Genomic DNA, 12769 nt, shown 5'->3' with positions numbered 1-12769 from the left:
TTACCGGTACCGGGTTAAATACCTTACCACACCCTACGGCTCCTCCAATTGAGTGAGGTTATTGATGTTGTGTTTAAGGGAAATGGTACTTATGGTAAGCCTTATAAAGCGCCTTAGCCTCCCAGCATATGATGCATATTAGTGAGTTGCCGTATTATGTTAAGTGGTTCATTATGGGGGTTGTGATTGGTGTGGTTGCTGGTTTATCAGCCTTAACCTTCTACTTAGCGCTTAAGTTCATGGAGTTCATATTCATGCTGAAGTTGGTTGGTTACGAAATACCTGAACCCCTTGGTGAAGGTGGTTCATTAAGCTATATATTCCATGTGGGGCACGTTTGGTTAATACCATTATCAACAATGCTCGGTGGCCTATTGTCGGGGCTCATAGTCTACACATGGGCGCCTGAGGCTGAGGGTCATGGGACTGATGCTGCCATAAATGCCTTCCATAGGCTTCAAGGTAGGATTAGGAGGAGGATACCGCCAATTAAGTTAATTGCCTCGGCAATAACCATTGGATCCGGTGGTAGTGCCGGTAGGGAGGGGCCTACGGCTCAGTTGAGCGCCGGCATTGGTTCACTTATAGCTGACTTATTAGGCTTGTCCACTGAGGATAGGAGGATTGCTGTTGCCGTGGGTATTGGGGCTGGTATTGGTTCAATATTCAAGGCACCAATAGGTGGCGCAATATTGGCTGCCGAAATACTTTATAAGAGGGATTTTGAATCTGAGGTTCTCTTCCCAGCCTTAGTAGCCTCAGCCGTTGGTTATGTAATATTCAGTTCCGTGGTTGGCTTCACGCCAATATTCGGCTACTACATTGGCGTATTCAACCCACTAAGGCTGCCCCTATACATAATGCTTGGCGTAATTGACGGCTTAATGGCGGTACTCTACGTGAAGACTTTTTACACAGTGCATGACTCCTTTAAGAGGTGGAGGGTTAATAATTATGTTAAGCCAGTTATTGGCGGTGCAGTGACTGGGTTAATTGGATTATTAGCCCCGGAGGTCTTGGGCACGGGTTATGGCTGGCTGAACTTAGTGGAGTTTAATAGGGTTAATGCATTCATATCTCCAATAGTGGCGCTGCCACCATTAGTAATCTTAGTAATGCTCCCCTTCCTTAAGATAGTTGCAACATCATTCTCAATAGGCTCAGGGGGTAGTGGTGGCGTCTTTGCACCAGGCATAGTAATTGGTGCATTCACAGGGTTTAACATTTGGTTAATCTTCCACCACCTAATACCCGGCCTAACCCCTGATCCAGCCCCATTCGTGATAATAAGCATGCTAGCCTTCTTTGGGGCAGCAGCTAAGGCGCCATTGGCTGTAATGTTCATGGTTATTGAAATGACAGGCAGCTACCAACTACTGCCCGGCGCAATGATTGCCGTAGCGGTAGCCTACTTAATATCAGGTGACTACACGATATATAGGGCCCAAGTACCCACAAGGAGGGATTCACCAGTCCACGCTGATGAGTATAGGGAACCACTCCTAATGGAGATTAGGGTAAGTGAATGTAGGTTAATTAAGGAACCAGTAGCCCACATTGATGAGAACACATCTGTAGTCCTCAATAGGATGCTTAGGTATAGGTATACGGCATTACCCGTAATTGACACTGGAGGTAAGTTCATTGGTGTGGTTAACCTTCACGACATTAGTGGGGGTAAGGGTAGGGTGCGTGATTACGTGAAGGCAATGCGCTACGTAACGCCTGAGTCCACGTTATATGATGTAATGAGCCTAATGAGTGAGGCAGGCACCACGTGGGTACCTGTTGTTAATGATGGCGTGTTCCTGGGGCTATTAACCATTGAGAACATGAATAAGGTTTACACAGATAAATTGAGGGCTACGAGGCAGCTTACTCAGCAATTAACGCGTACTGAGTCAAGTAATTGAGGTTCATCTTAAGGCTTATAAGTTAGTGTGGTGGAGTTTAGTTAGGTATGGGCTTCGTAAAGGTTAAGGCTATTGCGTGAAATACAGATAAGCCCAGTGAAGTAAGGAAACTGGGGCTCCTCGTGGATACGGGTCAGTATACTCTGTATTACCCACCAAACTAATGAATTAGTTGGATATTAAACCCATGGGGGTTAGGAGGTTTAGGCCTGCTGATGGTGAAGTCATTGAGAGGAGCGTTTGTGTGATTGATATTGAGGTTCAGGGGATTAGTGTTCATGCAATAGCCGTATTCGGTAGTGATGACGTATACCTATTAGGTTCGCCCCAACTCTACCTCCAGTTTATTGATGCCTAAGGAATACCCCACCTCAAAGAGGTAAGGCTTCCTGAGGATTGTGGCGATTACGTTGAAAGCCTCACTGCTCATTATGAGCTGACCTCCTCCCGTTCTTAAGGGTNNGTGGTTTATTGGTTTTGTGTTTTACTGCCTTCGTCCTCATTGCCTTACTGCTAGTGGCTTTTAGTCGCCTCTACTCGCCTAAGTGATGGATTATGGATTGGGCTCCAACTAATTACCCCCACACCTCACCATAAATGGCAAGGCCTACAGTTCCTCTTGCCATATATAATATTTATGTAATCCAAACCCTAGCCTTCCTCAGAACCTCAATGAAGTCCTCAAGGTCTAGGCCAGATAATTTCTGCGCAAGCCTTAAGCCCCTGTCTCTATGAATAGTACCACGGCACTCCTAACCCTAGGTGGTAGTGAGTTTATGTATCCCCAATCAGCCTTAGCTCCTCTAATCCTCCTAGTCTCTTCCTCCCTTTCTCTTAACTCCTTAATGATGTTCTCGATACTCATTACTTATAGTTGAACCCAAGCTCAGTTAAAAACTTAAGGTTAATAAAGTCTATTCATGCACAGCCTAAATGGGGACTCCATTTGTATCTCCTATGAAGGGACCCATGCTCCTACAAAGCTTAATATAGACAATGATTACTGGTTCATAAGTTTCCATTGAGGCCACAGCTATACCCATAAGCACTGGTGGGAGGTATATGTATTGCAGGCCGTAGGAGGATAGAAGGGCGTAACCAAGTGTAGTCTCGCTGGCCATTAGGTAAAACCTAGGAAAGCTAAGTCCCCTTGTAGTTCTCATTTTTAATTCTTCCAAGATCTAGCTGAAAAATTGAGGGGAATCCCAGGAAGATTCCGTAGAGATTGAAGATAGTGTAAATTTTTATGAAAAACGTGGAGAGGAGGAAATAAGAATACTTCCAAGCTAAGAATCTAAGGCTTTTAGATGGTAATAGGGTAAGTTTTGAGGGTGAACCCTTCATACCGCAATTACCATCTGTTATAATCTTTATAAGTTTACAATTTACGCAAGGTGTTTTAGATTGGGGAGTGCTTATTAACTCTCCATAATTAAACTGAAGACTGCATGATGGAAGGGGCACTCGATTTTATCATCGTAAACTTTCGCATTGTTTAAAGGCCTCTTCTTATGTGGGCATCCGGCTAGCCAATAGTAATTTACCCCCATCTTTATTATAAATCATTACGGGATAACCTTTTATTTGCGTGAAGGTTATCATAAGGGAGTAGCCTAAAGGAGTGGCTTATATACCTCACGGTATAGGTAATTGGCTTAAGATAAAGAATCATCCGATTAATTTTCTTTAAGTTAGGAAAATTAAAGCAGGTAGCAATATCTACGGCATCATTCATTTATATTATATACCCTATTAGAAATTATGCACAAATAGAATGTTTTATGATCCTTCCTGAGTTTCTGTGCACGTATTTCAACACTGGTGTTAAGCATGCCCTAGTATAGTTCTGGGAATGTATTATAAATAGAGGGTGCTTTACGTTATTGACGTAAGTAATAGGTAATCCATTTTTCATGAACTCTACATCCTTACCCATGAATTAGGTATAAAGTTCTTGAAGAATGAGTCAAGTAAATGATGCAGTTGATGCCGTTGAATTGCTTGATTATTACCCAGTTAGAGCTGGGGTAATAAAAATTTAAAAGTTCTCAATGAGCGGCAATGAAGTGGTGAGTATGGGCTCCACGTCAAGATTATTAATAACTGTATCAGTAATCGCAGCCGTAATTACTGCTTCAGTGCTTGCCGTTACCCTACCGAGGCTCCTCATAGGCAATAAGGCAGTGAGCACAGTTAACGGTGCTGTGGTTGGTGATTTTGCAGTTAATAATGAATCACTACTAGTTAACATCAATATTCCAATATATGTTATTGGCCCATCATCATTGGTGCATAGGCTTGTTGGCTTAGGTATCGCTGAATCGCTCATTAGGCCAGTGAACATTAGTCAACTACCTAAGTTGCCGAATAATGGTGTTATTATTATTGATTGGTCAGTCATTAAGCCAAGTGTGATTGCCAGTGATTCGGGGAATAAGGTTACGGTTAATTTAACTGGCTTAGTTATTCGTAGTTTAGCTGGTGCTATCGCTAGAGGTGATGTTATTGGTGTTTACGCCAATGGTAGCGGTGAAGGCACTATTGACTTTATACTAGCCTACTCATGGGCATTGGCATCAAGCAATAGGCTACTGCTTAACCCTAGGGAACCAAGCAACCACTACCTACTAGCATACCCAATAATACCAGTAAACACCCATGAGGCGGCAGTATTTATTGTGAAGTGGGTTAAGCCAAGTGGATTAATAATAGGCCCAGTGTACTTGAATCAACTACCTAGGGTTATATTAAACATGATGCAGGGCACAGTAACAACCACAGCCAACAGTAGTACAGACCCTGATGATCCATGTTATGAGACGTATACGGACTATAATTTTAACTCAAATTCAGTACCCGGCATATACGTAAGCAGTAACGCTACATTCATATGGGCAGCACCAATGCTTTACTCAGAGGGCTCATACTACTCTGGCATACCAAGTTATTCTGATGGTAATGGTACATACTACTGGGATACTTGCCTAGTGGTGAGTAATATTGTGTATGGTACTGAGGCGCCTTCACTCCCCATGGGTGTCATTGGTTATGAGAAGTACTTTGAGTCCTCAACAATGTACAATAATGATGGTTATGAAGCCTCCCAGTTAGGGACCATTGATTATTACTACGGTTACCAATTATATAGTGATGGTGTAACCAATGCATTAGTCGGCGACCCAAGTGGTGGGGAATTCAGTACAAGCTCATGGAACCCACCACCAGCGAGTAGCGCAACTAGTTATGAAATATTCCTTGGCCTAGAGTTTGCGGTGGAGAATATAGCCCCGTTTATTGGTGTGGAAATAACATTGCCCCCGGGTACCAGTGAGTCCATTAGTGGTTCGCAAAACCCATCGGCAGTCACGAGCCTACCAAGCGTACCCACTATAGAGGTATCTAACATCACTTGGATATTCAACATAGGCCAGAGTGCTGATAATGAGGGGTTCCCGAACTCCTTCCAGGACATAACGCCAGCCGGTGTATTTCTGCCTAATTTCCCATCTTCATCACCTGATGTTGCTGTGTTTAATGTTGATTTGGGGAATACGGCTGTCACTGCTGTTGAATCCCAGTACCCGTGCCTTTACGATGTTTACCAATACCTTTGGGTTAAAGCCACATGGAGTATTAATGTAATCCCACAATCAAGCAGTACAGTAAGCCTAACAGCATCAACCATAAGCGTGAATACGCCACTAAACACATACATAACGGGAATAACATCATACACAATACCCGTAACATGCACTAGCCCCAGTTAATGCAATCCACCACACTATACCCTACCACCTTAGTTAACCAGGCTAATAAGGTAATCATTAGGATACCGTTAAGCACAATAATATTGCCAATAATTGGCAATAAAAAATCACTCATGGAATACTGGAGCTAATGCACTAGATATTAATCAACGGCAAGCAGTATATAGAATTCACCATCATTAACACTAACCCAATCCCCATGTTAGCATTAATTACCCCTTCATTATAGTAAATTCATTAAATAATGCCCGTATTAAAGGCTAAATCCATAAAACTTGAAGTTCCCTGTAACTGATCAAAGTACTAATACTTAATTAGGCGGCATTTACTACATGTATATGGTACTCCCTAAGGATGAAATTACTAAGTCATTGCCACACAGCTGGAGGTTAGAGGATAAGTACTAAGTACATTGTTAGGGAACTGGAATTCAAAATCTTCATGGATTGCATAGCGTTCGTAAATGAGGTAGCTCAATTAGCTGAAAGGGAGGGGCATCACCCAGACATGATCATAGTATGGAAACGCCTAACACTAAAATTAACCACGCATAGTAAGGGAGGAGTAACACAACTGGATGTAGAGATGGCTAGGAAAATAAATGAATTATTAAGTAAATGGCAAGATAAGGTGCAAAGCCCAGCCTTATAGGGCTTAACGAATCAATTTAATAAAACACATGATTTATTACCATTAATGGAAGAATATAAGTAATGCTTTACCTTCATAAGAGGGTAAGGAAACCTCACAAGAAAAAGGAAGCCCCACCTCTTTGAAGCGGGGTGGTTTTAAACTTCAATGTAAGATAATATTATAGAGCTAGTGTACGGTAGCACTACACGGTTAACACTACACTTATTGATTCAGTGACCTTACTAAGCTCCTTAACGAATTTACTCATGTTCTTAATTAGCCATTATTACACTACTTAATGCCTTCACGAGAGTTCGACTCTCATTGCGACTAGTAGCCGCTTTTGATGGCTATTGATTGCTCAGCCTCACTACTTCCCTTCCCTTTCCGTGTATGGGATTGGCCCTCTTCTGGGCTATGTGTCCCCTCCCACAGCCACTCATAGGCTAACCACCGATGCCTTAAGCATTCACTCCTCAGGTAGGAACCTCTTGATTATGGCGTAGTATAGTGTTACCGTGAAGATTGCAGTGAACACAAGTGGTATTAACGTGTTCAGTAATTGGATTATTGGTATGCCAGTGTTACTGTATATGAATAGGTATGGGTACCTGGAGCCTTTGGATTAACCCTACCCCATAGGTGCCAGTAGATGGCTATGGATGGTATACTCACCGATATGCCTACCAAGGCAATGGCCACTGGATAGAAGTAAACCCTCATGAATATTACTGTCATTGATGGGAATAAGCCAGCCATGAATACAGTAAGTATAGTACCCCACACGCCACCAAACAGTTCAGTAACAACCATTAACCTAAACATATCCCTAGCAGCAACCTCAAGGCCAGTATCATTATGTAGGTAAGCTATGTACCTGGTTATCACAGTGAGTACCGTAGCCCCAATAATCACATTAACAAACACTAAATTCATCTCCAGGGCAAAGCCAAGCACTAGAAATAAAGGAGCACGATGAATTAATGAGAAATCATGGGCTAGATAGGCATACCGCATCAGCCTACCTAATAGCCCTAAAAGGACTCAAACAACCATAACAACAGCTTCTGCCCCAATTAATTCCCTAATCCTATTCAGTAGGCTTGGCCTCGTGGCTACGTAATACATGGCAAATGCACCAGCAATGGCTATTGCAAGCAGTATAGCCACCACAAAAATAACGAAGCCAAGCGTTATTGTATCGCTGGCGGCAACTTCATTCGTAGTTATTAACCCATATACCGTCCATGGTTGCCTACCAATCTCCCTAGCCGCCCAACCGGCTGTGGCGGCTATGGCTGATAAAACAGCCATTGCTGAGGCTAGGAAGGGCATTACATTATCAGAACCTATTAACATGCCTAGTATTTTATTGTTTATGAAGTCCGTTATTGCCGATAATACAGGTACTTTAACCAAGTACGTGAATAATATAAGTACAGCCGCTATGGCTAATAATATTCCTGCGCTAATCATAGTGTAGTAGGATGCACTAACTAATGGAGCCATTGGCTCTATTGAAAGAACAGCGGCTTTACAGTTCTGAGCCAGTGTTACGTTAGCTAGTGGTCCAAGGTAACTGAGCATTCTTGGATCAAGCTTACCGTAGAGTTCACCAAAGGTTATATTGCCCAGGGATGCGCATTGATTTAGGTAGTATTGAAAGCCGTAGATCAGGTGGTGTGGGTTACCATAGGCGAACAATGCCTCTATCGGGTCATAGTACTCGTAGCCATAGGCGCCTTGGCCACTTGTTAATATTGTTAATGCAGTGAATTTAAGTGGCTGGTAGGTAACCACAGTATCACCCATGAAGTGCCCAATGACTATTGGCTCCACAAGGAGCACTATGGTGAGTACCCAGAGTAATGGCTTCAGTAATTTAATGTACTTACCATCCTTAGTCTTGAAGAACCTTATTGATAAGGCTAGGGCCACTGCACCAACCCCAATGGCGTAGGCTGCTAATAGTGTGCAATGTAGTTGCTATGGCGTCTGGATTAACCATTAGTAGCCATGGATTAGTGAAATATGTACCCACCAACGATGTGAAATTAACGCTTGTTAAAGCAAGTGAACCAGTGCCATCAATGGTGTAGTGGAGGAGTAATACAGCTAAGTTAAGAGTTGCAGTTATGTTTGCGGCATTTGGACCATAGGTTGGTAGGAATGGGCATAGTGAATGCGGTATTTCCCCATCCCCAAGAGGCATTTATTCAAGTGCTTGCAGTGATTTTTCATTGGGTGGTGTGTTTAATAAGGGGGGATAGTACCTAAGCCTATGCCTATTAAGAAGGCCCTTAATGCGCTTGATTTAGTGGCTATAGCCACTGAGCTTAATGCCGCATTGGGTGGTGGGAGGGTGATTAGGGTTTATAGGCTTGGCGATTCGCATTACTTTAAAGTTAGGGCATCCGACATAGCATACCTCATCGCTAACCCAAGGAGGATTAGCCAAACCTGGAGAATACCTCAAAACCTATCCCCTAGCCCCCTTAGGAAGTTTATTGAGGATTGCGTAATCAATAGGTTTGAGGCTAATTTAGATAGGGTAATGAGTATTGACTTAAATTGCGGTAGGCTCATTATTGAATTAATACCACCCTTCAACATGGTTTTCACAGTTGATGGTAAGGTTAAGTGGCTTCTACATGAGTATAGGGGTAAGGATAGGGAAATTAAGATTGGTTCAACTTACAGTGAACCCCCAAGGAGGTTCCTGGATCCAAGGTTCTTTGATAATTTACTTAAGTTAAGTGAAAAAGTTGGCCTAAGTGATGAAGCCTTAGCTAAGGGCCTTGGATTAGGTATTGATTGGGCTAGGGAAGTTTGCACCAGGTCAGGGTGCAGTGACTTAACCCTAATATGGGGGAGTATTAGGGGTATTCTTGAGGCTCTTCACTTAGGTAGGCTTAAGCCAGTCATATATGCTTCACCATCATACGTATCCCCCATACCCTTCCACTCAATCAAGGGTGAATTCAGGAGGGTTGAGAGCTTCAATAGGGCTGTTGATGATTACTTCACTTCAATTGAGGTTGAGAAAGTTGCTGAGGAGAAGGTTAAGGGTATTGAGGATGAGATTGCTAGGCTTGAATCATCCATTAAGGAACTTGAGGATACTGTAAGCAGGTACTTAAGGGATGCAGAAGACCTTAGGAGGAGGGGTGAATTAATCATGAGTAGGCTTTATGAGTTCAGTGAACTCCATGAGGCGCTACTACGCACCTACATTATTGATAAGGATTCCTTCAAGGCTAAGGTTAAGGGTATTGAGTATGGCAGCATTAAGGTGATTGACTATGACCCATTAAGGAAGGCAGTGAAGGTTATGGTGAATAATAGTGAGGTTGAATTAACATTGGGGGAGAGTCCTGGGGAAACAGCTACCAAGTACTTTGAGGAGGCTAAGAGGCTTGAGAAGAAGGCTAAGGCAGCTGAAGTTAAGTTAATGGAATTGAGGGGTAAGGTAAGTGAATTAAGAAGCAGGGTTAATGAAACCACCGAGGAGGCTAGGGCAACGGTTAGGTTTGTGGCTAGTAGGGAGTGGTTTGAGAGGTTTAGGTGGTTCATAACCAGTGGTGGTTCACCAGTCCTAGCTGGTAAGGATGCTGGGCAGAATGAAGCCCTTGTGAAGAGGCACATGAATCCATGGGACCTCTTCCTGCACGCTGATGTTCAAGGAGGCCCAGTGACTGTAATTAAGGTTATTAGGGGCCAGGAAGTTAAGCAGCAGGACTTAATTGAGGCGGCTCAATACGCCGCCGCCTACTCTAAGGCCTGGAAGCTTGGGGCTAATTCATTAGACGTCTACTACGTTAAGGGTGAGCAGGTTAGTAAGAAGGCACCCAGTGGTGAGTATTTATCTAAGGGCGGCTTCATGATATATGGGCAGAGGGGGTGGATTAGGGGTGTTGAGTTAATTATTAGCGTGGGCTTAAGGATTGATGGTGACGTAATTAGGCTTGTATCTGCACCACCAACGGCCATTGGTTCACTGGCCAATTACTACGTTACCCTTAAGCCAGGTAATGGTGAGAGGAGTGAGGTTGCCGGCAGGATTAAGGAGCTCCTAATTAAGAAGCACCCTGAGGCTAGGCAAATACCAGTGGAGCATGTTATAGAGCATGTGCCAGGGCCATCACTTATAATTGAGTCCAATGAAGGCAATCCAATTACCTGGGATACTGTTAAGGGGATTTTCAGTAAGGTTGCTGGTTAAGTTGGCTTAAAGGGCCTAGTCAGTAAATCCCTATTCAACTCTACACCAAAGCCGGGTTTCCTACTGAGCTTGACTCTACCATTCTGGGGAATAGGCTCATCCCTCAGGATTGGGTAGAATTGAGGAACAACCTTAGTGGCATCTGGGGATACGACTATGTATTCGGCGAATGGGCTATTAACCCTAGTCACTATGAAGTGGTAACCATATACGCTTGATCCATGTGGAATAACCCATGCCCCATAGGCCTCGGCTAATGCCGCAATCTTAATCATAGGCGTCACACCGCCAACCCATGTTATGTCTGGCTGAATAACATTAACCCTGCCAAGTTCAAGAAGTAGCCTAAACCCATGCACCGTGGACTCATGCTCACCACTAGCTACTAGGGTTGGTGGAGCAACGTTAGCTAATGCCCCATAGGACCAGTAATCATCAGGAATGAATGGTTCCTCAATCCAGAATAGGCCATAGGGCTTAAGCTCACTTAATAGCCTTTGAGCGTAGGGTAAGTCCAAGCTCATCCAGCAATCATACATTAGCAAGAAGTCATCGCCAACCCTTTCTCTAGCCTCCTTGAAAACCTTCACGTTCTCCCTTAATCCCTCAATACCGTCAGCCGGTCCATGAATTAGAGGTAATTTACCGCCTATGAAGCCGAGTTTCTTAGCCACATCAGGCCTTGGGCCAGTGGCGTAGAAGGTTAATTCATCCCTAACAGGTCCACCAAGTAAGTCATATACAGGTAGGCCCCTAACCTTTCCCATTAAGTCCCATAGCGCTAGGTCCACGGCTGAGATAGCATTCATAACTATCCCCCTCCTCCCATAGTATATTGTCGCCTTGAACATTTGATCCCAAGTCTTCTCAACCTCACCAACATACTTACCCACTACGAACTTAGATAAGTGATTTTCAATTATCCAGGCCGCTGGATAACCACCAGTACTTACACCGACCCCAACCTCTCCATCACTTGACTCAACCTCAACAACCACTGAACCCAGTATGTTAATTCCCCAGGAAGCCCTACTGGCCCTATACTCAGGGTATATTGAAATGGGGGTTGCTATGTAGCCCAGTATCCAGTGTTCACTGGATTGGTCATGGTAATCAGCACCGCCACCCTTAACCACGTACGCCCTAACTTCCTTAATCCTCTTAGGTTCAATTGATGCATCAATCCCACTCACTTCACTCACCTGGGGTTAACATTACCTTAACGTACTTAGTCTCAGCCCCAGCTAACTCAGTGAATGTTTCCTGACCCCTCTCAAGAGGCCTAATGTCAACCCAGCCCTCCCTTGGGTCAAGTAACCCAGCCTCAATTATATTCACGGCTCTGCGGAAGTCCTCATCAGTGTAGGAGAAGGATCCCTTAACCTCTATTTCACTCCTAACAATTAGGTTCCCCGGTATTGAAGCCTCATTATCATGTAAACCAACAAACACTACCCTACCACCCCTACGTACGGCATTAATGGCTAGCCTCCTAGTATCCGTTGACCCAACGGCATCAATAACGGCATCAAAGCCCTCAGGGTAAAGCTCCCTAATGGTCTTCAAAGCCTCATCCCCACTGGTGTTTAGTGTTTTTGAGGCACCCCATTTCCTAGCCCACTCAAGCCTATGAGCATTAATGTCAATTGCTGTGACATCCTTAATGCCGCCTGCGTTAAGTAACTTAATCGCCAATGAACCCACTGGTCCAGCGCCAATAACCAGTACTGAATCCCCTAGGCTAACCCCAGATAACCTAACAGCCCTTAGTGATGTTGCTAAGGGCTCAGCCAAGGCACCCTTAATTGGGTCGCTTACGGGATATAGGTTATCCGCAGGTACTGCAACATACTCAGCATAGGCCCCTGGGTAATCAATACCTATTATCTTCCTCATTAAGCATAGGTTCTTCAGCCCACTCCTACAGTACCTACAGTGGCCGCATCCAATTATTGGGTTAACAGTGAAGAGTTTACCAATGTATTCCCTAGGTACCCCTGGTCCAGCCTCCTCAACAATGCCTGTGAACTCATGACCCATTATTAACGGCGGCTTACGAAGTTCATTCTTACCTAGGAATCCACCAACATCTGAGCCACATACACCTGTGTACTTAACCCTCATAATGACCCAGCCAGGTTGAGGAATTGGCTTAGGAACATCCTTAACCTCCATCCTACCGACAGCAGTCCAAACAAGAGCCCTCATGAATAAATTTAACAAACCCTAGGATT

The 12769-nt window shown here is 44.0% G+C and carries 14 protein-coding genes; 5 read left to right on the top strand and 9 right to left on the bottom strand.

Translation table 11 applies throughout. The features are described from left to right. Window positions 1–131 precede the first annotated feature (131 nt). Both BP896_RS02105 and BP896_RS02100 read left to right on the top strand, forming a co-directional pair. Window positions 132–1913, top strand: coding sequence for a chloride channel protein (locus tag BP896_RS02105; RefSeq protein ID WP_349681918.1), 1782 nt, complete (start codon window positions 132–134; stop codon window positions 1911–1913). 187 nt (window positions 1914–2100) lie between these two features. Further along, window positions 2101–2271, top strand: coding sequence for a hypothetical protein (locus tag BP896_RS02100; RefSeq protein WP_291765156.1), 171 nt, complete (start codon window positions 2101–2103; stop codon window positions 2269–2271). 357 nt (window positions 2272–2628) lie between these two features. On the opposite strand, the gene BP896_RS02095 is transcribed toward BP896_RS02100, so the two are convergent. The 4 genes from BP896_RS02095 to BP896_RS09790 form a co-directional block, all read right to left on the bottom strand. Beyond that, a complete protein-coding gene (locus BP896_RS02095; RefSeq protein ID WP_414633177.1) occupies window positions 2629–2778 on the bottom strand; it encodes a hypothetical protein in 150 nt (49 codons plus the stop codon). Between the two features lie 64 nt (window positions 2779–2842). Continuing rightward, window positions 2843–3034, bottom strand: coding sequence for a hypothetical protein (locus BP896_RS02090; RefSeq protein WP_291765155.1), 192 nt, complete (start codon window positions 3032–3034; stop codon window positions 2843–2845). A 19-nt stretch (window positions 3035–3053) separates the two neighbouring features. Beyond that, on the bottom strand, window positions 3054–3257 hold the full coding sequence (locus BP896_RS02085) for a hypothetical protein (protein WP_291765154.1): 204 nt from the start codon (window positions 3255–3257) through the stop codon (window positions 3054–3056). A gap of 74 nt (window positions 3258–3331) precedes the next feature. Continuing rightward, window positions 3332–3463 carry a Rieske (2Fe-2S) protein gene (locus BP896_RS09790; protein ID WP_349681913.1) on the bottom strand — a complete coding sequence of 44 codons (132 nt, stop codon included), beginning with the start codon at window positions 3461–3463 and terminating at the stop codon, window positions 3332–3334. 525 nt (window positions 3464–3988) lie between these two features. Between BP896_RS09790 and BP896_RS02080 the strand changes: the two genes are divergently transcribed. Together BP896_RS02080 and BP896_RS02075 are read left to right on the top strand one after the other, a co-directional pair. After that, the gene (locus tag BP896_RS02080; RefSeq protein WP_291765246.1) at window positions 3989–5680 is read left to right on the top strand and encodes a hypothetical protein; all 1692 of its coding nucleotides are present in this window, start codon (window positions 3989–3991) and stop codon (window positions 5678–5680) included. A gap of 441 nt (window positions 5681–6121) precedes the next feature. Beyond that, window positions 6122–6331 (top strand): 4a-hydroxytetrahydrobiopterin dehydratase, encoded by a 210-nt coding sequence (locus BP896_RS02075; RefSeq protein ID WP_291765153.1) that lies wholly within the window; start codon window positions 6122–6124, stop codon window positions 6329–6331. A gap of 549 nt (window positions 6332–6880) precedes the next feature. Here BP896_RS02075 and BP896_RS02070 read toward each other — a convergent pair. The 3 genes from BP896_RS02070 to BP896_RS02060 form a co-directional block, all read right to left on the bottom strand. Then, window positions 6881–7270: a hypothetical protein gene (locus BP896_RS02070; protein ID WP_291765152.1), complete on the bottom strand. Its 390-nt coding sequence runs from the start codon at window positions 7268–7270 to the stop codon at window positions 6881–6883. Between the two features lie 87 nt (window positions 7271–7357). Then, window positions 7358–8251, bottom strand: a complete 894-nt coding sequence (locus BP896_RS02065; protein WP_291765150.1) for a cytochrome ubiquinol oxidase subunit I — start codon at window positions 8249–8251, stop codon at window positions 7358–7360. Beyond that, the gene (locus BP896_RS02060; protein WP_291765148.1) at window positions 8214–8525 is read right to left on the bottom strand and encodes a hypothetical protein; all 312 of its coding nucleotides are present in this window, start codon (window positions 8523–8525) and stop codon (window positions 8214–8216) included. The genes BP896_RS02065 and BP896_RS02060 overlap by 38 nt, the downstream gene beginning before the upstream one ends. A gap of 69 nt (window positions 8526–8594) precedes the next feature. On the opposite strand from BP896_RS02060, the gene rqcH reads away from it, so the two are divergent. Continuing rightward, on the top strand, window positions 8595–10535 hold the full coding sequence (gene rqcH / locus BP896_RS02055; RefSeq protein WP_291765145.1) for a ribosome rescue protein RqcH: 1941 nt from the start codon (window positions 8595–8597) through the stop codon (window positions 10533–10535). Here rqcH and rhmD read toward each other — a convergent pair. Further along, window positions 10532–11728: an L-rhamnonate dehydratase gene (gene rhmD / locus BP896_RS02050; protein ID WP_291765143.1), complete on the bottom strand. Its 1197-nt coding sequence runs from the start codon at window positions 11726–11728 to the stop codon at window positions 10532–10534. The genes rqcH and rhmD overlap by 4 nt on opposite strands. 1 nt (window position 11729) lies before the next feature. Beyond that, a complete protein-coding gene (locus tag BP896_RS02045) occupies window positions 11730–12743 on the bottom strand; it encodes a galactitol-1-phosphate 5-dehydrogenase (RefSeq protein WP_291765141.1) in 1014 nt (337 codons plus the stop codon). Window positions 12744–12769 lie beyond the last annotated feature (26 nt).

This window comes from Caldivirga sp. UBA161, assembly GCF_002506515.1.
In the GTDB taxonomy this organism is placed as follows: Archaea; Thermoproteota; Thermoprotei; order Thermoproteales; family Thermocladiaceae; genus Caldivirga.
This window is presented reverse-complemented; position numbering and strand designations above follow the sequence as displayed.